This is a genomic window from Acidisoma sp. (assembly GCF_965199065.1).
Lineage (GTDB): Bacteria > Pseudomonadota > Alphaproteobacteria > Acetobacterales > Acetobacteraceae > Acidisoma.
The window spans coordinates 1554083-1578511 of sequence record NZ_CBDAQN010000003.1; the positions used below are offsets into that span (position 1 = coordinate 1554083).

At 64.6% G+C, this 24429-nt stretch carries 24 protein-coding genes; 15 read left to right on the top strand and 9 right to left on the bottom strand.

Features of this window, described 5'->3' with window-relative positions; all coding sequences use genetic code 11:
• Positions 1-11 precede the first annotated feature (11 nt).
• The 4 genes from ACOEQ1_RS15370 (at position 12) to clpS (ending at position 3730) form a co-directional block, all read left to right on the top strand.
• The gene (locus tag ACOEQ1_RS15370; protein ID WP_419760114.1) at positions 12-1625 is read left to right on the top strand and encodes an ABC transporter substrate-binding protein; all 1614 of its coding nucleotides are present in this window, start codon (positions 12-14) and stop codon (positions 1623-1625) included.
• A gap of 7 nt (positions 1626-1632) precedes the next feature.
• A complete protein-coding gene (locus ACOEQ1_RS15375) occupies positions 1633-2826 on the top strand; it encodes an amidase (protein WP_419760115.1) in 1194 nt (397 codons plus the stop codon).
• A 92-nt stretch (positions 2827-2918) separates the two neighbouring features.
• Complete coding sequence (locus ACOEQ1_RS15380; RefSeq protein ID WP_419760116.1) at positions 2919-3287, top strand: DUF4440 domain-containing protein; 369 nt, start codon at positions 2919-2921, stop codon at positions 3285-3287.
• Between the two features lie 137 nt (positions 3288-3424).
• A complete protein-coding gene (gene clpS, locus ACOEQ1_RS15385; RefSeq protein WP_419760117.1) occupies positions 3425-3730 on the top strand; it encodes an ATP-dependent Clp protease adapter ClpS in 306 nt (101 codons plus the stop codon).
• 7 nt (positions 3731-3737) lie between these two features.
• Here clpS and ACOEQ1_RS15390 read toward each other — a convergent pair whose 3' ends face one another.
• Positions 3738-4253 (bottom strand): 2'-5' RNA ligase family protein, encoded by a 516-nt coding sequence (locus ACOEQ1_RS15390; RefSeq protein ID WP_419760118.1) that lies wholly within the window; start codon positions 4251-4253, stop codon positions 3738-3740.
• Between the two features lie 26 nt (positions 4254-4279).
• Positions 4280-5320: a LacI family DNA-binding transcriptional regulator gene (locus ACOEQ1_RS15395; RefSeq protein WP_419760119.1), complete on the bottom strand. Its 1041-nt coding sequence runs from the start codon at positions 5318-5320 to the stop codon at positions 4280-4282.
• Between the two features lie 135 nt (positions 5321-5455).
• On the opposite strand from ACOEQ1_RS15395, the gene ACOEQ1_RS15400 reads away from it, so the two are divergent.
• The 5 genes from ACOEQ1_RS15400 to ACOEQ1_RS15420 are packed head-to-tail and all read left to right on the top strand — an operon-like array spanning position 5456 to position 11087.
• Positions 5456-7006: a sugar ABC transporter ATP-binding protein gene (locus ACOEQ1_RS15400; RefSeq protein WP_419760120.1), complete on the top strand. Its 1551-nt coding sequence runs from the start codon at positions 5456-5458 to the stop codon at positions 7004-7006.
• A gap of 8 nt (positions 7007-7014) precedes the next feature.
• Positions 7015-8040 (top strand): ABC transporter permease, encoded by a 1026-nt coding sequence (locus ACOEQ1_RS15405; protein ID WP_419760121.1) that lies wholly within the window; start codon positions 7015-7017, stop codon positions 8038-8040.
• Entirely contained in the window at positions 8037-9089 is a 1053-nt protein-coding gene (locus tag ACOEQ1_RS15410; RefSeq protein ID WP_419760122.1) for an ABC transporter permease, read from the top strand. The genes ACOEQ1_RS15405 and ACOEQ1_RS15410 overlap by 4 nt, the downstream gene beginning before the upstream one ends.
• 52 nt (positions 9090-9141) lie before the next feature.
• Positions 9142-10134: a substrate-binding domain-containing protein gene (locus ACOEQ1_RS15415; RefSeq protein ID WP_419760123.1), complete on the top strand. Its 993-nt coding sequence runs from the start codon at positions 9142-9144 to the stop codon at positions 10132-10134.
• Between the two features lie 56 nt (positions 10135-10190).
• The gene (locus ACOEQ1_RS15420) at positions 10191-11087 is read left to right on the top strand and encodes an NAD-dependent epimerase/dehydratase family protein (protein ID WP_419760124.1); all 897 of its coding nucleotides are present in this window, start codon (positions 10191-10193) and stop codon (positions 11085-11087) included.
• Positions 11088-11153: 66 nt separating this feature from the next.
• Here ACOEQ1_RS15420 and ACOEQ1_RS15425 read toward each other — a convergent pair whose 3' ends face one another.
• Positions 11154-11834 carry an aldolase gene (locus tag ACOEQ1_RS15425; RefSeq protein WP_419760125.1) on the bottom strand — a complete coding sequence of 227 codons (681 nt, stop codon included), beginning with the start codon at positions 11832-11834 and terminating at the stop codon, positions 11154-11156.
• Between the two features lie 92 nt (positions 11835-11926).
• Between ACOEQ1_RS15425 and ltnD the strand changes: the two genes are divergently transcribed.
• The 4 genes from ltnD (at position 11927) to ACOEQ1_RS15445 (ending at position 16354) form a co-directional block, all read left to right on the top strand.
• Positions 11927-12862, top strand: coding sequence for an L-threonate dehydrogenase (ltnD, locus tag ACOEQ1_RS15430; protein ID WP_419760126.1), 936 nt, complete (start codon positions 11927-11929; stop codon positions 12860-12862).
• The gene (otnK, locus tag ACOEQ1_RS15435; RefSeq protein WP_419760127.1) at positions 12859-14124 is read left to right on the top strand and encodes a 3-oxo-tetronate kinase; all 1266 of its coding nucleotides are present in this window, start codon (positions 12859-12861) and stop codon (positions 14122-14124) included. Before ltnD ends, otnK begins: the two co-directional genes overlap by 4 nt.
• Positions 14125-14155: 31 nt before the next feature.
• On the top strand, positions 14156-15229 hold the full coding sequence (locus tag ACOEQ1_RS15440; protein ID WP_419760128.1) for a tartrate dehydrogenase: 1074 nt from the start codon (positions 14156-14158) through the stop codon (positions 15227-15229).
• Positions 15230-15316: 87 nt separating this feature from the next.
• The gene (locus ACOEQ1_RS15445; protein WP_419760129.1) at positions 15317-16354 is read left to right on the top strand and encodes an aldo/keto reductase; all 1038 of its coding nucleotides are present in this window, start codon (positions 15317-15319) and stop codon (positions 16352-16354) included.
• A 179-nt stretch (positions 16355-16533) separates the two neighbouring features.
• Here ACOEQ1_RS15445 and prpB read toward each other — a convergent pair whose 3' ends face one another.
• The 5 genes from prpB to ACOEQ1_RS15470 all read right to left on the bottom strand — a co-directional run bounded on the left by prpB (position 16534) and on the right by ACOEQ1_RS15470 (position 21902).
• A complete protein-coding gene (gene prpB / locus ACOEQ1_RS15450) occupies positions 16534-17457 on the bottom strand; it encodes a methylisocitrate lyase (protein ID WP_419760130.1) in 924 nt (307 codons plus the stop codon).
• The gene (prpC, locus tag ACOEQ1_RS15455; protein WP_419760131.1) at positions 17454-18614 is read right to left on the bottom strand and encodes a bifunctional 2-methylcitrate synthase/citrate synthase; all 1161 of its coding nucleotides are present in this window, start codon (positions 18612-18614) and stop codon (positions 17454-17456) included. Before prpC ends, prpB begins: the two co-directional genes overlap by 4 nt.
• A 13-nt stretch (positions 18615-18627) precedes the next feature.
• The gene (locus ACOEQ1_RS15460) at positions 18628-20145 is read right to left on the bottom strand and encodes an MmgE/PrpD family protein (protein ID WP_419760132.1); all 1518 of its coding nucleotides are present in this window, start codon (positions 20143-20145) and stop codon (positions 18628-18630) included.
• 43 nt (positions 20146-20188) lie between these two features.
• Positions 20189-21073 carry an aldo/keto reductase gene (locus tag ACOEQ1_RS15465; RefSeq protein WP_419760133.1) on the bottom strand — a complete coding sequence of 295 codons (885 nt, stop codon included), beginning with the start codon at positions 21071-21073 and terminating at the stop codon, positions 20189-20191.
• A 70-nt stretch (positions 21074-21143) separates the two neighbouring features.
• Complete coding sequence (locus tag ACOEQ1_RS15470; RefSeq protein ID WP_419760134.1) at positions 21144-21902, bottom strand: 2-keto-4-pentenoate hydratase; 759 nt, start codon at positions 21900-21902, stop codon at positions 21144-21146.
• 382 nt (positions 21903-22284) lie between these two features.
• Here ACOEQ1_RS15470 and ACOEQ1_RS15475 point away from each other — a divergent pair, with 382 nt between their 5' ends.
• A complete protein-coding gene (locus ACOEQ1_RS15475) occupies positions 22285-22632 on the top strand; it encodes a hypothetical protein (RefSeq protein ID WP_419760135.1) in 348 nt (115 codons plus the stop codon).
• Between the two features lie 234 nt (positions 22633-22866).
• On the opposite strand, the gene ACOEQ1_RS15480 is transcribed toward ACOEQ1_RS15475, so the two are convergent.
• The gene (locus ACOEQ1_RS15480; protein ID WP_419760136.1) at positions 22867-23718 is read right to left on the bottom strand and encodes a sulfotransferase; all 852 of its coding nucleotides are present in this window, start codon (positions 23716-23718) and stop codon (positions 22867-22869) included.
• Positions 23719-24008: 290 nt separating this feature from the next.
• Here ACOEQ1_RS15480 and ACOEQ1_RS15485 point away from each other — a divergent pair, with 290 nt between their 5' ends.
• Entirely contained in the window at positions 24009-24428 is a 420-nt protein-coding gene (locus ACOEQ1_RS15485; protein ID WP_419760712.1) for a MerR family transcriptional regulator, read from the top strand.
• Position 24429 lies beyond the last annotated feature (1 nt).

Genomic DNA, 24429 nt, shown 5'->3' on the forward strand with positions numbered 1-24429 from the left:
GAAATTCGCTCATGACGTCCGTCAACCGCCGAACACTTCTCGCGGGCTCTATCCTCGCACCGGTTGCCTTGGCTCTCGATGGCATCGCCGAGGCCGCAACCCCCAAGGAGGTGCTGGTGGTGGTCGGCGAGCAGGGTCCCAACTCGCTCGATACGATGGTGCCTGTCGCCAACGACTACAGCCGGCTCGTCGCCTGGAACGTCTATGACCGTCTCGTCAGCCACGGCACAAAGACGATGGCGAATGGCGCGACCGGCTACGACGTGACGGTGATGGTGCCTGAACTCGCCGAAAGCTGGGACATCAGCGCCGACGGCAAGACCTACGTCTTCCACCTCCGCAAGGACGCCACCTTCCACGACGGCAGCCCGGTGACCGCGGACGACGTGAAATGGTCATTCGATCGCGCGGTATCGGTAGGCGGCTTTGCTACCGTCCAGATGGGTGCGGGATCAATGGTGCATCCCGGCCAGTTCTCGGTCGTCGACGCGCACACCTTCAAGATGACGTTCGACGAGCACAACAAGCTGACGATGCCGGATCTCGTCGTGCCGATCCCGGTCATCGTGAACTCCAAGCTCGCGAAGCAGCATGCGACGGCCGCCGATCCCTGGGCGCTCGACTGGGTGCAGCACAACGATGCCGGCGGCGGCGCCTTCAAGGTCGCGAGCTGGCAGCCCGGCACGGAGATCGTCTTCACTCGCTTCGACGGCTGGACGTCGGGGCCCAAGCCCAAGTTGAGGCGCGTAATCTACCGGCAGATCGCGTCGCCCGGAACCCGGCGCGCGCTGCTCGAACGCGGTGACGTCGACATATCCGTCGGTCTCCCGCCGCGCGACTACGCCGAGTTGGCGGCGGCCGGCAAGCTGCAGGTCATCGGCACGCCGGTGCAGAACGATCTGCTGTTCGTCGACATGAACGTGAAGATGAAGCCGTTCGACAATCTCAAGGTGCGGCAGGCCATGGCCTGGGCCGTTCCCTATCAGTCGATCATGGATTCCGCCCTCTACAACCGCGATGTCCCGATGTGGGGCGGTGACCCGTCAAAGCCCTACCCGCCGGCTTGGCCCGTGGTTTCTCCCTACAAAACCGACCTCGAAAAGGCGAAGCAGCTGCTGACCGAGGCGGGCTACCCGAACGGCTTCCAGACCACGCTCTCCTACGATCTTAGCGAGGCGACGACGCGTGAGCCGATTGCGCTGTTCATGCAGGAATCGCTCGCGAAGATCGGGGTGCAGGTAACGCTGAACAAGGTGCCGGGCGCCAACTGGTTCGCGCAGATGGCGTCCAAGACGATGCCGTTCGTCATCACCGAGTTCTACGGCTGGCTGGTGCCGGAGGAGTACTTTTTCTACTGGAACTTCTACGGCAAGAACGACGCCGTCTTCAACACGGCCAACTATCAGAACCCGAAACTCGATGCGCTCATCGAGGCTGCGCGCTTCGAGACGGACCCGGCCAAATACGATCAGGACCTCGTCGCGATGAACGACATCGTCATGACCGACATGCCGCGCATTCCGCTGGCCAGGCTGTTCTTCGACGTGGCGATGCAGAAAAACGTCAAAGGCTACGTCTATTGGTTCCACACCCACCTCGATTATCGCACGATGTACAAGGTCTGATCGCAGGATGACGCCGTCGCCCGAATTCAAGAATTCGTTTGGAGCATTTGTGCCGGGCGATCCGGTGACCTGCGACGGCAGCGCGTCGGGGCCGCTGACGGGAATGACGTTCGCCGCCAAGGACCTGTTCGATGTCGCGGGTCTGGTGACGGGCTGCGGCAATCCCGACTGGGCTCGTACTCATGAGCCTGCAACGCGCAACGCCTGGGCGGTTCAACGCCTGCTCGATGCGGGCGCTTCGCTGCGCGGCCGGACGATCACCGACGAGATCTCGCTCGGGCTGCTGGGGCACAACCAGTTCCAGGGCACGCCGGTCAACCCCCGCGCGCCAGACCGGCTGCCAGGCGGTTCGTCCAGCGGTTCGGCGGCGGCAGTGGCCGGTAGTGTCGTCACCTTGGCACTCGGCACGGATAGCGGCGGCTCGGTGCGCGTGCCGGCGAGCTTCACCGGGCTCTACGGGTTACGGCCGACCCACGGGCGCATTCCGGTTGAGGGGTTGATGACCCAATCTCCGAGCTTCGACACTATCGGGTTCTTCGCGCGTTCGGCCGATGTTTTCGAGGCTGTGGGGCGCGTGCTGCTCGCGGAGCACGACGACCCGGTGATGCCGGAGAAGCTGCTCATCGCGATCGATGCGTTGGCAACCGCCAATCCCGCGGTGGCGAAGACGCTCGGCCCCGCCATCGCGCGACTGCGCGGTGCCTTCTCGGCGAGCGAGGACATCGTGCTTGCGTCCGAGGGGCTGCCGGTTTGGAAAGATCATCAGCGCCGCCTCCAGCAGTTCGAATATGCCTCGACGTTCCGTGACTGGATCGACCGCGTTAATCCTCGCTTTTCCTTCGAGGTCGGGCGGTCCCTTGCTTTGGCGTCCCTGCTCGCCGAGGCCGATGTCGTGGGTGATCGCGTCTTCCGCGAGGAGGTGCGGCAGCGCATCGACACCCTTCTGGACGATCGTTTCGTGCTCTGCCTGCCGACCGTGCCGATCCTGCCGCCGCGAAGGGACATCTCGCTCTCGGCGATGGCGGAGGCGGGGAGCCGGATCGTCACGTTGACCTGCATCGCCGGTCTCACTGGCCTGCCGCAGGTAAACCTGCCCCTGGGCGAGACGCCGGACGGCATCCCGGTGGGGCTCTCTCTCATCGGCTGGCGATCGGGCGACGCGGCTCTGCTGCGGCTCGCGGCGCGTCTTGGCGCTGTCTGAACCTCGCCGATAGCTCAGCGCCTTCGCACCAGGTGGTGATTGGCGGCTGATCGCGGGGTCTGATAGGGCTCGGGCGAGAGATGGAGGCGCGAATGGACGACCAACGGATCTGGGGCTCGGAGGAAGGTCTGTGGACCGGTGGGGCAGAGAACTATCGCGCGACCATCGATGAGGAATGCCTCATGGTGTTGCCGGCAAAGCCCTTCATCGTGACCGGACGGCAGGCGGCGGAGGCGGTTGCGAACACGCCTCGCTGGACCTCCGTGACACTGACGGAGCGGCAGGTCGCGCGGCCGCAGGAGGGTCTTATCGTCATCGCCTACGCCGCACGGGCGGAGCGGGAGGGCGAACAGGCCTACGAGGCGCACTGCACAACGGTCTATCGCCGCCTTGAACACGACAAGTGGCACGTCGTCCAGCATCAGCAGACGCCTGCCCTGGCCCCGCTCAACCGGGAATAACCGTGGTCCGCTCGCAAGAGGGGTAACACGATGACGTTGGAGCAAGCCTCACGGTAACAGGACCGGGATGCAGCGGTCCCTGAGCCGTGCTATGGCTCCGGTCATCGACCGCTTGGGGACAGGAGGAAAAAGCCGGAATGGCCGAGACAATCATCGTTAAGCGGCCCCAGACGGACCTCAAGGTCGAGCGGCCCAAATTGTTCAAGGTCGTGCTGGTCAACGACGACTACACGCCGCGCGACTTCGTTGTCACCGTGCTCCGGTCCGAGTTCCGGCTGACGGAGGAGCAGGCCCGCAAAGTCATGATCACCGCCCACCGTCGCGGTGTCTGCGTCGTCGCCGTCTTCACGAAGGAGATCGCGGAAGCCAAGACGGCGAATGCGATCGACGCGGCGCGCAAGCAGGGCTACCCCCTGCTCTTCACGACCGAGCCGGAGGAGTAGCCCGGCCTCACCCCGCGAACGCCAGGACGGCTACCTCTTCCCAAGGACCGCCGAGGTAGCGCCACAGCGCCACCCCCGTCGCCGTCGCCATGAAGGGGACGAATTCGCCAGACAGCCGCTCCAGCGTCGCTTTTGCTTCCGTCGGCGACACCTTGTTCTGCACCGTCACATGCGGCCGCCAGCCTTGACGGTCCTGCGCCGTCAGATCATCCCGCCACTGCCCCGCAAGCCGCGACCGCAGCCCCTCGATCTCCGGCGTGCGTAGAGTGTAGGCGACCCCGCGCCCTAGCGACCGCAACCCGGTGACAGCCACCTTGACGGGAAATTGTCCCGCGCAAACCGACGCCAGATCATTCCTGATGGACGCCAGCTGCGCGCCAGGCAGGTGATGAAACATCGTGACATGGGCGCGAATGAAGTTGAGCCGAGGCGGGAACCACAGTTCCCGGGCGCGATCGAAAAACGCTTGTGACGTGTCGTCCAGCACAAGCGTCAGGATAAGCGGCGCCTCATGCAAGCTCATGCCAACCCGGCGCTTGATCGAGCACGCTACGTGCTTCCGCCTATCCGCAGTGAAAATCCCACATCCACGCACGCAGTTCCGTCGTCCCGCCCCTGAACGCGCGCAATCAGCTTTGTCGCGGCAAGTTGCCCAATCTGCTTCCGCGGAGACACGATCGTCGTCAACGGCGGCTGCATGAGCTCCCCGATGCCGAAGCCATTGAAACCAGCAATCGCCACACGTTCCGGCACCGCTATTCCCTCGCGCTGCGCCCGCAACAAGGCTCCGACCGCCAGGTCATCGTTGGCGAAGAAAATCGCGTCGAGCTCTGGGTCGGTTTCGAGCGCGCGCACGAAAGCGTCGCCTCCTACCTGTGCGCTCGATGGTCCCTCATGCGTGAAGGGCGGCCGCCTCGGCAAACCGTGGCGGGCCAGGGAGCGGTCCAGCCCCTTGAAGCGTTGCATTGCCCGGTAATCTGTCGTCAGTCCGCCGCCGATGAAACCTATCTCTCGGTAGCCCCTGGCAATGAGATGCTGGGCCATGCTGTCCCCGGCTTTGTAGTGGGACAGGCCGACGTTCATATCGATCGGATGGCCGCCGTACTCCATGATCTCGACCACTGGCCGCCGCCACGCCTCCAGCATCGCGCGCGTGCGCTCGGAGTGACGCAGCCCGGCGATGATCACGCCGGCTGGCGACCAACCGAGCAGGGTCGCCGCCAAGTCCTGCTCCCGCTGCAGATCATACTGCGTATTGCCGAGCAGCAGCTGATAGCCTTCAACCTCCAGCACGTCCTGCACGCCCTGGATGACCTCGATGAACACGGCGTTCGACAGCGAAGGCACGATGACCGGAACCACCCGGCTTTCAGCCGAGGCGAGCGCGCCCGCAACCCGGTTTGGCAAATATCCGAGTTCCTCGACTGCACGGCCCACCTTGAGCCGCAGCGGCTCCGATACCGCATCGGGTGTGTTGATGACGCGGGACACCGTGATCGGCGAGACGCCCGCGCGCTCGGCCACATGTTTCAACGTGACTGTCGCCGGGCGGGTCATTTTCCGGGTGGGCTGGACGGTGGTCTCGCTCATGCGCCCAGATTAACTCTTCGTTCCCATCTCCGCCATGTGAAGATTTTTTGGTTGCGCTACCATGATTGAGGGAGTAGAGCAGCTGCCACGAACGGTCACCCGAAGGGGACAGAAACCGTCATTGGAGGAAACGGAGTGGCGTCGGCAGCTCTTGATACCCCGCGCGATCCGGATACCGGGGTCTACGAGGCAGTAAATCTCACCAAGCAATACGGCAATGTCGCTGTGCTGCGCGGCGTCAGCCTGACTATGCGCCCCGGCCGCGTCCACACCATTATGGGCGAAAACGGCGCCGGAAAATCGACGGCATTCAAGATTCTCTCGGGTCTTGTAAGGCCGACAAGCGGCACGCTCCATCTCGACCACCAGCCGCTGTCGCTCGCCTCTCCTGCTGCAGCGCACCATGCGGGCATCTATCTGGTGCCTCAGGAACCTGCGCTCATGCGGGAGCTGACGGTCACCGAAACGATGTTCGTCGGGCAGCTGCCGACGAGAGGCGTTTTTCCGCGCCGCGTCGATTGGAAAGTCGCGCGCAGCCGTGCCGTTCAGGCGCTCGCCACGCTTAAACTCGATATCGACCCGGATCAGCGGGCGGGGCATCTCAGCATTGCCCAGCAGCAGCAGTTGGAATGCGCCAAGGCATTGTTGCGCGGCTGCCGCGTCATTCTGTTCGATGAACCCACATCGCCGCTCACGACCCATGAGGTGGAGCGGTTGTTCACCACCATGCGCCGGTTGCGCCGAGAGGGCTACACGCTCGGCTTCATCAGCCACCGCATGGACGAGGTGCTCGACATCTCCGACGACATCAGCGTGCTGCGCGATGGCGCGCTGGTCGACAACGTCGAGCGCGAGGATTTTGATCGCGTTCGGCTTCTGTCGAAAATGGTAGGCCGCGAGATGCGCGTCATCCCACGCCGGCAGATCAGCCACTCCACCGGCACGCCCATTCTGCGCGTGCAAGGTCTCGCGCATGAGCCGCGCTTCCGCGATGTGAGCTTCACCCTCCATAAAGGTGAAATTCTCGGCTTGGCCGGGCTCGTCGGCGCCGGGCGCACAGAGATCGCCGAGACGATCTTCGGCCTGCGGCGGCGTGACGCCGGCACGGTTCATCTGGGCGACGCGGACATCTCGACGTCCAGCAGCCATGACATCATCCGCAAAGGGCTTGTGTACGCGCCGGAGGATCGGGCGAAGCACGGCGCCATCCTGCCGATGACGATCACCGAAAACCTCACCTCCGGTCTTCTGGAACGCGTGAAGACCCGCATGGGCCTGCTCAGCCAGAACGACGAGGACCGCATCGGCGCCGAGACCGTGGCGCGCTATCGCGTGCGCTGCGCCGGCACCAACCAGAAGATGCGGCAACTCTCGGGCGGCAATCAGCAGAAGGTCGTCTTCGGCAAATGGATGGGCATCGGACCCGAGGTCGCCATCCTCGACGAACCGACACGCGGCGTCGATGTCGGCGCCAAAGACGAGATCTACGAACTCATCGACGGCCTCGCCCAGGAGGGCATGGGGATCCTCGTCATCTCCTCGGAACTCGAGGAACTCGTGCGTCTTTGCGACCGCATCCTCTCGGTCTATGAGGGTCGGATCGTCGCCGAGATCAGCGGCGACGCGATCACGCCGGATCGCGTGTCCTCCTCATACCTTACCAGCGCCGAGGCATCCGGCCGATGAAGGCGAGCATGACCGAAGCCTCCCCGCCGTTCCAGACCGCCGCTTCCAGCGCGGAGACCGCGCAGCCACGGCGCCGGATCCGCGGGGAAACGCGCGAGATCACTCTGATCGTCGCAGCGATGGTCGTGTTGCTGGCAGTGGGCGCAATCAACCATCGGTTCATCTCGCTCGAGAACATCCGTTTCATGGTGCTGAACTCGGTGGTGCTGTCGCTCCTGGCGCTCGGGCAGACCTGGGTGATCGCGACCAAGGGCATCGACCTGTCGGTCGCCCCCATCATGGGCCTCACCGCCGTCGTCACCGGCCTTTTGGCGCAGAGCAATGGTTTGCCTTTGATCGGCGCCGCCGGCATCGCGCTCGTCATCGGCCTGGTGCTCGGCACCGTCAACGGGCTGCTGGTGGCCCGGCTCACCATCCCGCCGATCATCGTGACGCTTGGCACCTACAGCATCTATAGCGGCCTCATCTTCATCTACTCGAACGGCACGCAGGTGGACCAGGTGCCGCCCGGCTACGCCACCTTCGGCAACGGCATCATCGCCAACTGGCTACCGATCCCCATTCCAGTGCTGGTGCTCGCGGCCGTGTTGTTCCTCTGCTGGTTCACGCTCGGTCATACCTTGTTCGGCCGCGCCGTGCTGGCGATCGGCAACAATGCCGTTGCAGCCTACAATGCCGGCGTCTCGGTCATCTCGACGCAGATCCGCGTCTACATGATCTCGGGCGTCCTGGCAGCGCTCGCGGGCCTCGTCTTCGTCTGCTACACGGGCTCCGCCACGGTGACGACCGGCACCGGGGACCATGTCGAGCTGCAATCCATCGCGGTCGCCTTGATCGGCGGCACCGCCATCGTCGGCGGACGCGGCAACATGATCGGCACCGTTCTCGGCGGCCTCTTCCTCAGCGTCATCCTCACCGCGCTCGTCTTTCTGCACGTCCCGCCAATCTGGTACTCGGCCGGAGAGGGCGCCATGATCCTGCTCACTGTGACGCTCGGCATGCGCCAAAGCGGCGCCGGGAGAGGCTCCGCATGAAAACGGTCGACAACGCCGTCACCGCCCGCCGCACCGGTTCGCGCTTCCCGCTCGACGGATGGGAGAGGTCCCTGCTCGCGCTGCTGCTGATCGAGATCATCGGCTTCTGCATCGGCATTCCCGGTTTCTACGACGGCATCGGCTCGCTCCTCGGCCTTACCCAGAATTTCCTGCCCTTTGGCCTCGTGGCACTGGGGCTGAGTGTCGTCATCCTCACCGGCGGCATCGACCTCTCGGTCGGCTCCGTAGCGGGCCTCGGCGCGATGGTCATGGCCGAGCTCTGGCAGGGCCTGCACCTGTCGATCTGGCTCTCGGCCGCGATTGGCGTCGGCAGCGGCGCGATCCTCGGCTGGATCAACGGCATGATCATCACCCGCCTCCGCACCGAGCCGTTGATCGCCACGCTGGCGACGAGCTTCATCTACGGCAGTGTCGGCACGGCCCTGGCGGGAGAGAATCCGCCCTCAGGCTTCCCCAACAGCTTCAACGCACTGGGCCAGGGCGAGGTGGCGGGCCTCCTGCCCTACCAGCTCATCCTGTTCGTGATTCTGGCGATTTTCTTCAGCCTGCTCATGTCGCGCAGCGCCTATGGCCGCAAGATCGTCATGGTGGGTTACAACGTGGAGGCCGCGCGCTATTCCGGCATGCGCGTCGCTCGCGTGGTGTGCAGCGCCTATGTCATCAGCGGTGCCACGGCCGCTCTCGCCGGCATCGTGCTCGCCTCCTACTACAGCGCCGTCCGGCCCGACATGGGCGACATCCTGCTGCTCACCACCATCACCATGGTCGTGCTCGGCGGCGTCAGCATCTTCGGCGGCGAGGGCACCATCACCGGCGTGGTCATGGCCGTGCTCCTGCTCGGCGTTCTCCGCCAGGGCATGCTGATCGCGGGCTTCTCCGACATGGTGACGACCATGGTCACCGGCGCGATCCTGCTGGCCGCCATCGCCATCCGCAACCTGCTGTCGGGACGCGGCACCGGCGTCGCCCTTCTCCTCCTTCGCCTCCGCAGGCTTGGCGGCGGCAAAGTGCCCAAGGCCGCCGAATAAGACGGCGACCGGACGACCGCACATGTCGAAAAACAAGATCCAAGGGAAATCGATGAGAAACTCCAAAAAGGCCGCTCTTCTGGTTGCCGCGATGCTCGGCTTCTCGGTCGGCGCGCATGCCGCAGATATCGACACCTCGAAGCGCATCCATGTTGCCATGGTGCCGAAGCTGATCGGGCTTTCGGTCTTCAAGGCCAACGAGAAGGGCGCCATCGAGGCCGCCAAGAAGCTCAACATCAACTTCCTCTACACGGGTCCGGTCACGGCCTCGGCGCAAGGTCAGGTCGATGTCTTCAACAGCCTCATCGCCCGCCGCTTCAACGTCATCACGACCACCTCCAACAACCCGACCGAACTCGCTCCCGCCCTGCGGCGCGCGATGAAGATGGGCATCAAGGTTGTATCCTATGACAGCGACGTGGCGCCCGACGCGCGTGACTTCTTCATCCAGAACACCGCCTATCCGGCGTTCGGCAAGGCGCTGGTCGACAGCGTGGCTAAGTACATCAAGCCCGACGCGAAGATCGCCATCCTGTCCTCGACGCCCGACGCCACCATCCAGAACGCCTGGATCGACGCGCTGAAGACCTACATGGCCGCGACCTATCCGAAGATGACCATCGTCACGACGCAGTATGGGCAGTCGAGCCCGTCTCAGTCGCTGACGGCGGGGCTGAACATCCTGCAGGCGAACCCGGGCGTCACCGGCATCATCGCACCAGACGGCGCGGCCGAAGTGGGTGCCGCCGCCGCTGTGCAGAAGCTCGGCCTCACCGGCAAGGTGATCGTCGGCGGCTGCTCCGACCCGGATTCCATCCGCCAATACGTCAAGGCGGGCGTGATCAAGGAGAGTCCGCTGTGGGATGAGGTGAAGGAAGGCGAGTTGGTGATGTATGTCGCACGTCTCGCCTATAACAACGCCATCCAGAAGAACAGCACCTTCACCGCTGGCGATCTTGGCACGTTCACCGCCAAGGATGGCGTCATCATCTTCAGCACGCCGTTGATCTTCAACGCGTCGAACATCGACAAGTATCACTTCTAACAACCCCTCCATCCCCGTCCTGCTCGCAGGACGGGGCCAATCCAAAAGGAATGAGCATGAAGCGTGTCATCTTTACCGGCGGCAGCGGCAAGGCCGGACGTCATGTGGTGCAATATCTGGTCGATGCCGGCTATCGCGTTCTGAACCTCGACACCAAGCCGCTGAACAACCCCGCCGTCCGCACGCTCATCACCGACATCACCGACTCCGGCCAGGTGTTCAACGCGCTGTCGAGCTACACGGGTCTGCACGAGTTCGACCCCGACCTGCGGCCCGAGAAGATCGACGCCGTCGTTCATTTCGCGGCCATCCCGCGGATCATGATCACGCCCGACAACGAGGTCTACCGCATCAACGTGATGGGCACGTACAACGTCATCGAAGCGGCGGTGAAGCTCGGCATCCCGAAGGTCATCATTGCATCGTCCGAAACGACCTACGGCATCGTCTTTGCCAATGGCCACCGCGATCCAGAATACTTCCCGCTCGACGAGGAATATCCGGTCGATCCGATGGATAGCTACGCGCTCTCCAAGATCGTGAACGAGAAGACGGCGCAGGCCTTCGCGCGCCGTTCGGGCACGGACATCTACGCCATCCGCATCGGCAACGTCATCGAGCCGCATGAATACGAGCTGTTCCCCAGCTGGTTCGCGAAGCCCGAGTTTCGCCGCCGGATCGCCTGGAGCTACATCGATGCGCGCGACCTCGGGCAGATCGTGAAGCTCGGCATCGAGAAGGACGGTCTCGGCTTCCAGGTCTTCAACGCCGTCAACGATGATACGTCGTCCGATCTGCCGACGGCGGAGCTGCTGCGCCGCTACTACCCGAACGTGCCCGTGAAGGGTGAACTGGCCGAATTCGAAGGCCTTCTATCCAACAAGAAGACGAAGGCGATGCTCGGCTTCAGCGAGGCGCACAACTGGCGCAAATACGTCCCAGCGGCCCGCTGAGGAAAACGGTTTTTTGGGTCCTTTTCCAAAAAAGGACCGCTTTTCGTGAGGAATGTTCACCATGCCTCAAACGAGACTGTTGTGATCGTGACCTTCCGCATCATCGGGCATCTGAAGATCGAAGTGCCGCACAAGATCATCGACCTGCGCCTGTGTGAGCATACGGGGGTTGAGGCCGCGCAGCATGAGGTACAGCCGCGCGGTTTCCTCCAGCTCCTCCATGGCGTAGACGGCGGCACTGAGCGTTGTGCCTGCAACCACAGGCCCGTGGTTGGCGAGCAGCACGGAGGAATAGCGACCGGCGAGCCCACGAATGGCGCCCGCGACCGCTTCGTCGCCCGGCCGGTAGTAGGGCACCAACGCGGTATGGCCGAGTTTCATGACGTAGTACGCGGTCATCGGCGGCAGCACGGAGGCCGGGTCGATTTCCGGCAACATCGAGATGGCAACGGAATGGATCGAATGAAGATGAACCACGGCCCCCGATCCATCCCGCGTGTCGTACAGGGCTGTATGCAGCGGGACTTCTTTCGTCGGCTTGTCACCGGATATGAGCCTGCCGTCACGATCGAGGCGCGACAGCCGTGCCGGATCGAGAAAGCCGAGCGAGCTATCGGTCGGCGTCATCAGATAGCCACCGTCTTCAAGACGCACACTGACATTGCCCGAGGAACCGGGCGTCAGACCGCGCTCGAACAGCGAGCGCGAGAAGGTGCAAATTTGCTCACGGAGTTTGGCATCGCTCATGATCGTCTCTCCGGTTGTACTGTCGGTAGCGCTGCCATTTCGCAGGCCGATTGTCGAGTGCCAAATACCGTCTCGTTCAGGAGTGGGATCGCATGACTGCGGACAATAGCAATTCGGACGCGAGCCCGGCGATGAAGGCCGCTGTCATCGGCTTGGGGTCGATGGGTTTTGGCATGGCGCGCTCGCTGCTGCGCGCGGGCTTCTCCGTGGCGGGTGTCGATGTCTCCGCCGATGCCGTTGCACGTTTCGTGGCCAGCGGCGGACGCGCGGCGACAACGCCTGCGGACGCCGCCGAGGGCGCCGGCACCGTCATCGCGGTTGTTGTCAACGCGGCGCAGACGGAAGCCGTGCTGTTTGGCGAGAATGGGTGTGCAGCCACCATGCAGCCGGGGTCGGTCTTCGTCTCCTCCGCGACGATGGCGCCGGATGTGGCACGACGGCTCGCCGCGCGGCTGGAGGCGATGGGCCCGCACTACCTCGACGCGCCAATGAGTGGCGGGGCCGCTCGCGCCGAGGAAGGCAAGCTGACCATGCTCGCCTCTGGCTCCGCCGCGGCCTTCGAGGCCGCGCGTCCTGCCCTCGCAGCGATGACGGCGACGCTCTACGAACTGGGCGACGAGCCCGGGCAAGGCGCGGCGTTCAAGATGGTGAACCAGCTGCTCGCCGGGGTGCATATCGCGGCGGCCTCCGAGGCGATGGCCTTCGCCGCGCGGCAGAATCTCGATCTGCAGAAGGTTTACGACGTCATCACGGCTTCCGCCGGCAATTCCTGGATGTTCGAGAACCGGATGCCGCATGTGCTGGCGGGCGACTACAGCCCGAAGAGTTCTGTCAGCATCTTCACCAAGGATCTCGGGATCGTGCTCGACATGGCGCGCAGCGCCAACTTCCCGGTGCCCCTTGCCAGCAGCGCGCTCCAGATGTTTCTGATGACCGCCGCCGCCGGCATGGCGGGTGATGATGACAGCTCTGTGGCGCGGGTTTACGCGCAACTCGCTCGGCTCAAACTTCCAGGAGATGTCGTGTGACGCTCGCTCTTGGCGTAATCGCCGACGACTATACCGGCGCCTCGGACCTTGCGAATGCGCTCGCGACGAACGGGCTCCGTGTTGTGCAGACGATCGGCGTGCCGCCCGAAAGCCTCGCTTTGCCCGATGTCGATGCTGTGGTCGTGGCGCTTAAAAGCCGCTCGATTGCGGCGGCCGAGGCCGTACGCCAGTCGCTGGAGGCCGACCGGTGGCTGCGGGCGCGAGGCGCCGCGCATGTGCTGTTCAAAATCTGCTCGACATTCGATTCCACCGATGCCGGCAATATCGGGCCGGTCAGCGATGCACTCCGCGACGCGGCGAGCGGCGGGATCACGCTGGTCAATCCGGGCTTTCCCGGCGCCGGGCGGCGGGTGTTCCAGGGGCACCTCTTCGTCCACGACCAGCCCCTGAACGAGAGCCCGCTGAAGGATCATCCGCTAAACCCGATGCATGACGCGAACCTCGTGCGCGTCCTCACCCGCCAGAGCCGCTCGCCGGTCGGACTGGTGCCGTTGCAGGTGGTGGAACAGGGGGCCGATGCGGTGCGCGCCGCCCTCGCCAAGCTCCCCGGAGGAGCGGCCATCGTCGACGCCGTCAACGACCAGCACTTCGAGGTTCTTGGCCAGGTGGCGCTGGATCGCCCTGTCTCCACCGGCGCCTCGGGCCTCGGCATCGGTCTCGCTCGCGCGCTCCGGCGGCTGGACATCGTGACCGAGCACGTGGCGGACACCAACGACACGCCGGCCGGCCGTTTCTCGGCGATCCTCGCGGGGAGTTGCTCCAAGGCGACGCTCGAGCAGATCGGCGTGGCCGAGCAGCAAATGCCGGTTCTGCGGCTGGATGTGGAGAAGCTGCTGGCCGGCGGTGAAGAGGCCCAGGCCGCACTATCCTGGGCGCGCGACAAGCTCGAGGACGGTCCGGTGCTCATTGCGAGCAGCGGCACGCCCGCCGAGGTCGCGGCTCTTCAGAAGAGGCACGGCGGCGCTGCTGTCGGCGAACAGATCGAGGCGGCGCTTGCCGAGATCGCTGCGGGCCTCGTCGATGCGGGCGTCGGGCGGATGGTGGTGGCGGGTGGCGAGACATCAGGCGCGGTGGTGAACCGCCTCGGACTGCAGGGCTTCCGGATCGGCGCTGAAATTGCGCCGGGCGTGCCGGCGCTGCGCGTCATCGGCCGCGCGCATGCAGGCCTGGGTATCGCGCTGAAATCGGGCAACTTCGGCGGTCCGGACTTCTTCGCGCGCGCCCTCGACATGCTCGGCTGAAGCGCCACCTCTCCCCCAGGAGAAAAAACCGATGAACACGTACCGTATCGCGGCCATACCCGGCGACGGCATCGGCCCCGAGGTCATCGGCGCAGGCCTCAAAGTGCTGCAGGCGCTCGAGCAACGGGAAGGCAGCTTCCGCCTCGATGTCACGACCCTGGATTGGGGTTCGGACTACTACCGCCGCACCGGGCTGATGATGCCGGCGGATGGGCTCGACCAGATCCGGGATGTGGATGCGATCTTCTTCGGCGCGGTAGGCGATCCGGCAGTGCCGGACCACATCACGCTGTGGGGCTTGCGCCTCGCGATCTGCCAGGGCTTCGACCAATACGCCAACGTGCGGCCCACGCGCGTGCTGTCCGGCCTGCATTCGCCGCTGCGGGACTGCGAACCCGCCGCGCTCGACTGGGTGATCGTGCGGGAAAACAGCGAGGGCGAATACGCGGGCCAAGGTGGCCGCTCTCATCGCGGTCACCCTGAGGAGGTCGCAACCGAGGTTTCCATCTTCACCCGCGCCGGCGTCGAGCGGATCATGCGCTACGCCTTTGCGCTTGCGGCCAGCCGGCCGCGCAAGCTGCTCACGGTGGTGACGAAGTCGAACGCGCAGCGGCACGGGATGGTGCTGTGGGACGAGGTCGCGGCGTCGGTCTCGCGTGATTTCCCCGAAGTGCGCTGGGACAAGATGCTGGTGGACGCCATGACGGTGCGGATGGTGCTGTCGCCCGCAAGTCTCGACACGATTGTCGCGACAAATCTGCATGCCGACATTCTGTCCGATCTCGCGGCGGCACTGGCGGGTTCGATCGGCATCGCGCCGACGGCGAACATCAACCCGGAGCGGCGCTTCCCCTCGATGTTCGAGCCGATCCACGGCTCCGCCTTCGATATTGTCGGCAAGGGCATCGCGAACCCGGTGGGCACCTTCTGGACGGCGGTGCAGATGCTCGATCACCTGGGCGAAACCGCCGCCGCCACCCGGCTCATGAGCGCGATCGAGACGGTCACGGCGTCGGGCGTGCTGACCCGCGACCTCGGCGGCACGGCGACGACTTCCGAGGTGACGGCGGCGGTCTGCCGTGCGATTTCAGGCCGGAACGATTAGGCGATTAATCCGGGACTGCGGATGACAGCGCCCTGGTGGCTCTCGGAGCCAGGCCCCAGATAATCTTCAACCCCCAAGGAGCTTCGCATGAACGCCACCTCGCACCTCCCAGTGACCCGCATAGCCGACCCGGCCAGTGTCCCCCTCGCGAGCGAGGCGGGCGAGCGGCGGGGCGAGATGCTCTACCGCCCATTCGGCAAGTCGGGCGAAAAGATCTCCGCCATCGGCATGGGCGGGTTTCATCTCGGCAAGAGCGCGCTTAGCGATGCGGAGGCAACCAGGCTGATGCACGAGGCGATCGATCGCGGCATCACCTTCATGGACAATTGCTGGGACTACAACAAAGGCCGCTCCGAGTTGCGGATGGGCGAGGCGCTGGACCAGGGCGGCTACCGCGACCGGGTGTTCCTGATGACGAAGATGGACGGCCGCTCCAAGAAGGAGGCGGCCGACCAGATCGACACATCGCTCAAGCGGCTCCGCACCGACCGGATCGACCTGATCCAGCATCACGAGATCCTGCGCTTCGACGACCCGGACCGGATCTTCGCCGAGGGCGGCGCCATGGAGGCCTTCGTCGAGGCGAAGCAGGCCGGAAAGCTGCGCTACATCGGCTTTACCGGCCACAAGGACCCGCGCATCCACCTGCAGATGCTGGCCGTCGCTGCCGAGCGCGGCTTCCATATCGACGCCGTGCAGATGCCGCTGAACGTGATGGACGCCCATTTCCGCAGCTTCGCCCATCTGGTGCTGCCGTATCTGGTGGAACAAGGCATCGCGCCGCTCGGAATGAAGACCTTCGCCGACAGCGTCCTGTTCAAGAGCAAGGCGCCGATCCAGCCGCTGGAATACCTGCGCTACTCGTTGAGCTTGCCGACCGCGACCGTCATCACCGGCATCGAGAGCCAGCGCGATCTGGACCAGGCGTTCGAAGCAGTGCGCGACTTCAAGCCAATGGACAAGACAACGCTCACGGAATTGTTGGAGCGCAGCAAGCCCTATGCGGTGGAGGGCAAGTTCGAGCTGTTCAAGACCAGTTCCATCTTCGACGGCACCGCCAAGAACGCTGAGTGGCTCGGCGAGGATGTCGAGAGCGCGCAGGAACTCGCGCCGATCATGGAGTAGATCGTCACCTGCCGGCGGCGTCTTCCTCCAGCGCATCGGGGTGCTGGAGGTCGACGAAGCCGCTGGCGGCGGTTTCGACCAGAACACCTGCTGTGCTGGAAATTGGACAAAGGGCTTGAACGGGCCGCTGGAAGCCTTCTGGCGCATGCGGACATACGAGAAATTGGCCGGCCACGCGGTCAGTTGCGCTGTGGCATGCCCGCCGGAATGATCGTCTGCACAATGGCGGCGTCCAGCGCCTCGTACCGGTGCAGCCCGATCGTTTCATAAAGTTCGGCTCGTGTCTGCATGCGATCGATCATCCGGTGTGTGCCGCCGTCGCGTGCGATTGCGGCATACAGCTCCGCCTGTGCCTTGTTGGCCACGCGGAGACTGCTCACAGGCCAGATCACCATCCGGTAGCCCATGGCCGCGAACTCCTCCGCCGTGAAGAACGGCGTCCGCCCGAACTCCGTCATGTTGGCAAGCAGAGGCACGCCTGCCATCCGCGCCGCGAACTCCTCGAACATCGCGCGAGTCGTCAGCGCCTCGGGAAAGATCGCGTCCGCACCCGCCTCGACATACAGCTTCGCCCGCGCCACAGCGCCGTCCATGCCCTCGCTTGCCGCCGCATCCGTCCGCGCGATCACGAACAGATGCCGTCGCGCCCGCGCCGCCGCCGCGACTTTCGCCGCCATGTCCTGCGGATCGGCCAGCCGTTTGTCGTTCAGATGCCCGCATTTCTTCGGCAGCAGCTGGTCTTCGAGATGCACGGCGGCAGCGCCTGCCTCCTCGAACACGCGCACCATGTGCATGACGTTGAGCGCTTCGCCATAGCCGGTATCGCCGTCCACCAGCAGCGGCAGGTCGCTTGCCCGCACAATCTGGCGCACGAAGAAGGCAACCTCGTCGACGGTGATCATGCCGAGATCCGGCAGCCCCATCGAGGCGGTCATGGCGGCGCCCGAGAGGTAGAGCGCCTCGAAGCCCGCGGCTTTCGCCTGCAGCGCGGCCATTCCGTTATGGGCGCCGGGAAGCTGCAATATGCCTGTGCGCGCCAGCAGCGTACGGAACCGGGTCCCGGCGGGCTCGACCGGCAGATCGGCGCCAACGAGGTAGGTCATGCGGCACCCCGCTCGGCCAGTGGCACGAATGGCACGTCCTCGGGCCCCGTATAGTTGGCCGAGGGCCGGATGATGCGGCCATCCTCGCGTTGCTCGATCACATGCGCGGACCACCCGGCGCTGCGGGCGATCACGAACAGGGGCGTGAACATCGCCGTCGGCACGCCCATGAGGTGATAACTCACCGCGCTATACCAATCGAGGTTGGGGAACATGCGCTTGGCATCCATCATCACCGTCTCGATGCGCTCGGCGATGTCGTACATCTTGGTTGAGTGCACCTCCCCGGTGAGTTCCTTCGCCAGCGCCTTGATGACGACGTTGCGCGGATCGGCGATCGTGTACACCGGATGGCCGAAGCCGATGATGACTTCGCGCGCGGCCACTCGCCTGCGGATGTCGGCCTCCGCCTGATCGGGGTCGGCGTAGCGTTTCTGGACCTCGAACGCGAATTCATTGGCGCCGCCATGCTTGGGACCGCGCAGCGCGCCGATAGCCGCCGCGACCGCGCTGTAGAGGTCGGAGCCGGTGCCCGCCACCATGCGCGCGGTAAAGGTGGAGGCGTTGAATTCATGCTCGGCATAGAGGTTGAGCGAGGTGTCCATGGCCCGCACCCAGCTTTCGCGCGGCGGATGCCCATGCAGAAGGTGGAGGAAGTGGCCGCCGATGCCGTCGTCGTCGGTCTCGACATCGATCCGCCGCCCGTGCAGCGCGAAGTGGTGCCAGTAGAGCAGCATCGAACCCAGCGACGCGATGAGCCGGTCGGCGATCGTGCGGGCGCCCTCCGCCTCATGGCCGGGTGGTTCAGGCAGCACGCAGCCGAGCATGGAGACGCCGGTTCGCATCACGTCCATCGGGTGCGCGGCGGCAGGAATGGCCTCGAGCACAGTCCGCACCGCCGCCGGAATGCCGCGCATCATACGGAGCTTTGCCTTGTAGCCGCGCAGCTCGGCCTCGTTCGGCAGGGCGCCGTGGATGAGCAGATGCGCGATCTCCTCGAACTCGCAGCGCGGCGCGATGTCGAGGATATCGTAGCCGCGGTAGGTCAGATCGTTGCCGGTCCGCCCGACCGTGCAGAGGGCCGTGTTCCCGGCGACGACGCCCGACAGCGCCACCGACTTTTTCGCCTTGGGCGGCGCCGCGAGCGTTTCGCTCATTCTTCTTCTCCCGCTAGGTGGCTTTGAAACCGAAAATTCCGGCCATCCCGCCGTGCGCCAGAGCGTCCGCTGGCAGCGCAATCGTCAGTTCGGCAAGTTCATGCGCACGGAGCCGTGGGAGGCTCTCGGCCACCTGCAGGAAGCGGGCGGCCTCGGCTGCATCCAGAACGCCTTCGGTCAGCGTGCGGAACTTCCGGACATAATCAGGCCTCGCCCAGGGCGTCGCGCCGAGGCTATGCGCATTGGCGACCGCCATCTCGTCGGCGATGACGCGCCCATCCGTCATCGTAATCTCGATCCGGCCGCCAAATGCTTTCACCGCCGGATCGTCGGCGTGGTAGCGGCGCGTCCAATCGGGGTCCTCGACGGTGGTGATCTTGCGCCACAACGCGATCGTGTCCGGCCGCTGCGCGCGCTCGGGGGCGTAGGATCGGACATGGTGCCAGGCGCCGTCCTGCAACGCGACCGCCACGATATACATGATGGAGTGGTCGAGCGTCTCCCGGCTCGCTGTGGGGTCGAACTTCTGCGGGTCGTTCGATCCGGTGCCGATGACGTAGTGCGTGTGATGGCTGGTGCGGATGAGGATGCTCGCCACATCCTCCCAAGCGGCGATCCGGCGCCCCATGCGGAAGGCGAGGTCGATCAGCGCCTGGCTCTGGTATTCCGCCGAATGCTCCTTGGTGTATGTATCGAGGATAGCGCGCTTGGGCTCGCCCGGCGCCGGCAACGGCACGACGTAGCGGGCGTTAGGGCCGTCGAGCATCCAGGAGACGACACTGTCCTCGCCTTCGTAAATCGGGCTTGGCGCACCTTCGCCACGCATGGCCCGGTCGACGGCCTCGACCGCGAGCTTCCCGGCATGGCTCGGCGCAAACGCCTTCCATGAGCTGATCTCGCCCTTGCGGCTCTGGCGGGTCGCAGTCGTCACATGCAGCGCCTGCTGCACGGACTGGTAGATGATGCCGGTAGGGAGACCGAGCAGCGTGCCGATGCCCGCTGCCGCCGACGGCCCCAGATGCGCCACGTGGTCGATCTTGTGCTTGTGGAGGCAGATGGCGCGGACGAGATCCACCTGGATCTCGTAGCCGGTGGCGAGCCCCCGCACGAGCGCCGCGCCGTCGGCGCCGCACTGCTGAGCGACCGCGAGGATCGGCGGGATGTTGTCGCCCGGATGGCTGTATTCGGCCGCGAGGAAGGTGTCGTGGTAGTCGAGTTCACGCACCGCTGTGCCGTTGGCCCAGGCGGCCCATTCCGCATGCACCCGCACATCCGGCCCGAGACCGAAAACAGTCGCACCACCCGGGCGAGGATGGGCCAATGCCTGATCCCGCGCCGTCGTCACCGGATGGCGGTGGATCGCCGCGATCGCCACCGATGCGTTGTCGATCACCCGGTTGACGATCATCTCGGCAACGGCAGTCTCCACCTCGACAGGGTCGGTGGCGACCTCCGCGATCTTCCAGGCCAGCTGGTTTTTCCGCTCCAGCCGATCCGCCTCGGGATGAACCCGAACCTCATGGTCGATCACGGTTGTTCCTCCCGCTTATGGCCGTTGATGTTGAGTTTGCCCGTCAGTGAGCCTGGGCGCGCCAAGCCTCCCGCCCCTGCGCGTCCAACGCGCCGAATTCCCGATCGGTGAGCTCGATCGACGCGCCGGCCACATTCTCACGCAGGTGATCGGCGCTGCCCGTGCCCGGGATGGGGATCATCACCGGCGAGCGCTTCAGCACCCAGGCGAGCGCCACCTGGCTCGGCCCGGTGTTGAGCTTGCCCGCGATCTCGGTCAGCGCCGAGCCCGTCCGCGCCAGTGACCCACCCGACAAGGGGGCCCATGGGATAAACCCGATGCCGTGCTTCTCGCAGTAGTCGAGAACGTCCTCGCTTTTGCGGTCGACGAGGTTGTAACGGTTCTGCACCGTCGTCACCGGGAAGTGCTTGCTCGCCGCCTCGATCTCGGCGACGGAAACCTCGCTGAGCCCGACATGGCGGATGAGGCCCTCTTTCTGCATTGCCGCGATTTCGCCGAACTGCTCCTCGGCCGGCACCTTCGCGTCGATCCGGTGAAGCTGCCAGAGATCGATGCGCTCCAGCTTCAGGCGCCGCAGGCTCATCATCACGCATTGGCGAAGATATTCGGGGCGGCCGACCGGCTTCCAGATGTCGGGCCCCTGGCGTGTCAGGCCGCCTTTGGTGGCAATCGTTATGTTCTTGTATGGCGACAGCACCTCGGCGATGAGATCCTCACTGACGTAGGGGCCGTAGCTGTCGGCGGTGTCGATGAGGTCGATCCCGAGGTCCGGCAGCGCCGCCAGGGTCCGCTTGGCCTCTGCCGGATCGGCCGGCTGGTTCCAGATGCCTTTGCCTGTGATCCGCATGGCGCCGAAACCAAGGCGGGTGACCCGAAGGTCGCCGCCGATCATGAAGTCGCCTGAAGCCGCAGCGTTAACCGTCGCCATTGCCGCTCTCTCCTGTCCTGAAAACCTACAGCAGGTGGTGACGCCGGCCACCGCTTGAAGGGCGCTGGACCTAAGAGGACTGGAAGCTCAGCGTCAACGGAGTGAACCCGGCGAAGCTGACCACCACCGGCGCATCCGCCGCCGCCTCGGTCATACCCGTCCACGAGCCGCAGGTCACGATCTGCCCGGCTTTAAGGCCACCAGCCCATACCGCACCCTCGTCGGCGAGCCAGGCGATGAGCCGGATCATGTCGCCCGCCGGATTGCCGATGCCGTGTTTCGTCGCCTGACCTGCGATCTCCTGAGTAACCCGGAGGCCCGCGAAGTCGATCGCCCGCCAGCCAGGCACCGGCTCACCCACCACCAGGGCGCCATGGCCCGAGTGGTCGGCGAGCTTCAGGTTCGGGGGAGCCGCCCGATGATCGCGGATGCGCCACTGCACCACTTCAATCACGGGGTGGCAGCTGCCAATGGCCTCCAGAACCTCGTCACGTGTGTACGCGGCATCTCGCGGCGGCAGATCACGCGCGATGCGGAAGGCGATTTCGGCTTCGATCAGCCGGTTAGAATACTGAGGCGGCAACGTGGCGGGCGCTGTCATTATCACCGAGGCCGGCAGAGGCGCCGCACTCGGTGCGGCTCCTGGGCCGCCCGCTCCGACTTTCCAGCCGCCGACCGGCCCCAGCGTCTCTGCCACCGCACGCTGCACAGCGTAGGCCTCCTGCTCGGTCGCCGGCACATCCTCCGGTGTCACCGAAATCGCCAGGCCGTTGCGCCGGGCGTGCAGCAGCCTTTCCGTCAGACCATCCGGCTTAAGTAACTCGGTCATTGTGCGATGCAACAAAAGTTCATAATCATTAACTTAAGGTTTCCAATGGCTTATGAGATGATGCGTAACAAGACAACAACTGACGTAATTTTGGAATTGCGTTCCCTAACAATTATCGCCACAACGACCGGATTAAGGCGAAATCATGTCAGGAGACATCATGTTTTGGCCCCAATTCGTTCTTCCGGCAACGGTCGCGAGCCTGATGCTGGCATGCAGCGCGGGCGCGTGGGCACAGACTTCGGCTCACTTTGAAGTTAGCTTTGCCACACGAACTTCTGCGCCGGCGCGAACTGCGGCGCCTACCGCCAGTCTTCTGGCGGAGGTATCAGCCGAGGCCGGTATTCCCTATGTGCCGGCACCCAAGCCGGAAGTGGTCTCTGTGACTGACGACGCCGACGCCTCCGAAGCGCGGCTCTGCGTGCGCGCCGGGCTGGGGCTGAGCGTGCCCATGATGGCGGGGCCACAGATGACGGTGGAGCACGGCCTGATAGGCTGTCCCACGAATACCGGCGGGCTGCCCGTCGTGGTGCTTCAGGATCCGGCGCTGCAACCGCCGCCCACGAGCCGAACGGGCGACTACAACCTCGATGTGACCGTGCGCTACCGGCTGCTGCGGCTGAAGCACCTGCAGGTCTTCGCCAGCGCCTCCGACCAAGGCGTCGGCTACAGCCTGAACGGCCCGGTGAGCGGCAACAACCTACTGCTCGGGATGTCGCTCGTGTTCTGAGAACCGTTTCTGCTTGCAGGGATGCCGCTGGCAGTGCCAGACTGACCTTCTCGAAACAACAGAAAGGAGGTGATCCAGTGTCTCATTGTGTGATGCCGAAGGCTGTCGCGACCTGGATGACCACTGCCGGAGATACTCGGCGGGGCTGAGACGTCGCTTCGGCCCGTTCGGCCGTCAGCAATGAAGAAGGCTCCGGCTCCGGCCGGGGCCTTCTTTTGTTTCGGGTCCTTGGCTTCAGGGCGTCCAGCCGAAATAGGGAAACATCCAGCCCAGTTCGCGCAAGACCACATCGTTCATCTCAGGCGTCAGGGTGGATCGCCAATCCCCCACTATTCCCTTTCTCAGGAACGCACCGTTCTGGGCAACTCCGGCCGGGCGGCCCCCTGTTGCGACCGTGAAGGATGTCCGGTCCAGGCAGGCGCGCACCGTCCCGGCGCTGTCGGAGAGGCCGAGGAAGCGGAGTAGCTCAGCCACGGCCGGCTCCGGCTCTGCCCGCAACCTTTCGTAGGTCACCATCCGATAGGAGTTTGGGTGGCGTTCGCCGAACGCCAGCATCGCACGCGCGCCTTCGGCCAAAGACGGGAGGGCGCCGCGGATGAAGGCGAGCTTCGCCGCCCGGTCATCCTCGCCGGGCGCAGGCTTCCGAAAGAAATGCCAGGCTGAGGTCAGCACGTCCCTGGGGTCACGCGCGATGGCGATGAACCTCGCACGCGGAAACATCACCCTGAAACGCTCGAAGAAGAACACGTTCTCGGGCGTCTTTTCGCCGAACGCCCGGCAGTCTTTGTCCCCGGCCTGCTGGCTGAACGCGAGCAGCATGGCGGTTCCGGCCAGATGCTCGGTGTCCTCCGGGGTCGGTAGCGGATAGCCGCCTGTGTGCTGAAACAAACCCTGGTTCTTCGTCTGCAGAGCCTGGCGTCGCTGAGCCAAAGCCGTCTCTAACGGCGGGTAAAGATCCTTGGCGAACAGTCCTTCGCCTTTGCAGGACGCATTCGGGTGGCAATCGAGGATCTGTTGCAGCCAGGTGGTGCCGGATCGCGGCGCGCCGCCGATAAAAAAGAGCTGCTCGTCGCAGACCTTGCGCAACCGTCTGTCAACCTCGTCCCAACTCGTCAATATCAAGATCCTGTATCGGCCTCGGGCGCCCAGTGTAGAGGCAGAACAGTAGCGCCCCTATCCATTTTCGCCGGACATTAACGTCGCATCCCTCAATGTGCTGATACGCCTTTCTGGCACATATTTCATGATGAAGTTGACTGTCTGGCCAAAGGTGCATTATTCCAGCATCGGATTAGTGATTCAGGTTCGTGCCGAGCGGCTGCATCCGATAGCGCGGTTACGACGTACACACGGACATGTTGATGGCATCTCATGTAATGAATATTGGCCAGGCGTCTGCGGCGTCCGGCGTTTCTGCGAAGATGATCCGCTACTACGAGAGCGTGTCACTGATACGCCCTGCCGGACGGACGGCTGCCGGCTATCGCCGCTATGACGAGTCTGACATCCGAACGCTTCGCTTTCTCAAACGCGCTCGCGGACTGGGATTTTCGGTCGAACAGATGCGGGACCTGCTGGCGCTGTGGCGAGACGAAGGGCGTTCGAAGGCCGAGGTCATGGAACTCGCGCTGTCGCACGCGGAAGCACTCGAGGCGAAGGCGCGCGAAATCAACGAAATTACAACGGCGCTAAGGGATCTCGCTCGTCGTTGCCAAATCAACGATGAACCCGGCTGCATCATCATCGACGAGCTTGCGGATATTCCACATCCGGTACTCGGGCCGCTACAGCCCTAGA

Bases quoted from the DNA above. Each gene is read 5' to 3' on its own strand.
- ACOEQ1_RS15370 (WP_419760114.1), top strand. From the start codon at position 12: ATGACGTCCGTCAACCGCCGAACACTTCTCGCGGGCTCTATCCTCGCA.
- ACOEQ1_RS15375 (WP_419760115.1), top strand. From the start codon at position 1,633: ATGACGCCGTCGCCCGAATTCAAGAATTCGTTTGGAGCATTTGTGCCG.
- ACOEQ1_RS15380 (WP_419760116.1), top strand. From the start codon at position 2,919: ATGGACGACCAACGGATCTGGGGCTCGGAGGAAGGTCTGTGGACCGGT.
- clpS (WP_419760117.1), top strand. From the start codon at position 3,425: ATGGCCGAGACAATCATCGTTAAGCGGCCCCAGACGGACCTCAAGGTC.
- ACOEQ1_RS15390 (WP_419760118.1), bottom strand. From the start codon at position 4,253: ATGAGCTTGCATGAGGCGCCGCTTATCCTGACGCTTGTGCTGGACGAC.
- ACOEQ1_RS15395 (WP_419760119.1), bottom strand. From the start codon at position 5,320: ATGAGCGAGACCACCGTCCAGCCCACCCGGAAAATGACCCGCCCGGCG.
- ACOEQ1_RS15405 (WP_419760121.1), top strand. From the start codon at position 7,015: ATGACCGAAGCCTCCCCGCCGTTCCAGACCGCCGCTTCCAGCGCGGAG.
- ACOEQ1_RS15410 (WP_419760122.1), top strand. From the start codon at position 8,037: ATGAAAACGGTCGACAACGCCGTCACCGCCCGCCGCACCGGTTCGCGC.
- ACOEQ1_RS15415 (WP_419760123.1), top strand. From the start codon at position 9,142: ATGAGAAACTCCAAAAAGGCCGCTCTTCTGGTTGCCGCGATGCTCGGC.
- ACOEQ1_RS15420 (WP_419760124.1), top strand. From the start codon at position 10,191: ATGAAGCGTGTCATCTTTACCGGCGGCAGCGGCAAGGCCGGACGTCAT.
- ACOEQ1_RS15425 (WP_419760125.1), bottom strand. From the start codon at position 11,834: ATGAGCGATGCCAAACTCCGTGAGCAAATTTGCACCTTCTCGCGCTCG.
- ltnD (WP_419760126.1), top strand. From the start codon at position 11,927: ATGACTGCGGACAATAGCAATTCGGACGCGAGCCCGGCGATGAAGGCC.
- ACOEQ1_RS15440 (WP_419760128.1), top strand. From the start codon at position 14,156: ATGAACACGTACCGTATCGCGGCCATACCCGGCGACGGCATCGGCCCC.
- ACOEQ1_RS15445 (WP_419760129.1), top strand. From the start codon at position 15,317: ATGAACGCCACCTCGCACCTCCCAGTGACCCGCATAGCCGACCCGGCC.
- prpB (WP_419760130.1), bottom strand. From the start codon at position 17,457: ATGACCTACCTCGTTGGCGCCGATCTGCCGGTCGAGCCCGCCGGGACC.
- prpC (WP_419760131.1), bottom strand. From the start codon at position 18,614: ATGAGCGAAACGCTCGCGGCGCCGCCCAAGGCGAAAAAGTCGGTGGCG.
- ACOEQ1_RS15465 (WP_419760133.1), bottom strand. From the start codon at position 21,073: ATGGCGACGGTTAACGCTGCGGCTTCAGGCGACTTCATGATCGGCGGC.
- ACOEQ1_RS15470 (WP_419760134.1), bottom strand. From the start codon at position 21,902: ATGACCGAGTTACTTAAGCCGGATGGTCTGACGGAAAGGCTGCTGCAC.
- ACOEQ1_RS15485 (WP_419760712.1), top strand. From the start codon at position 24,009: ATGAATATTGGCCAGGCGTCTGCGGCGTCCGGCGTTTCTGCGAAGATG.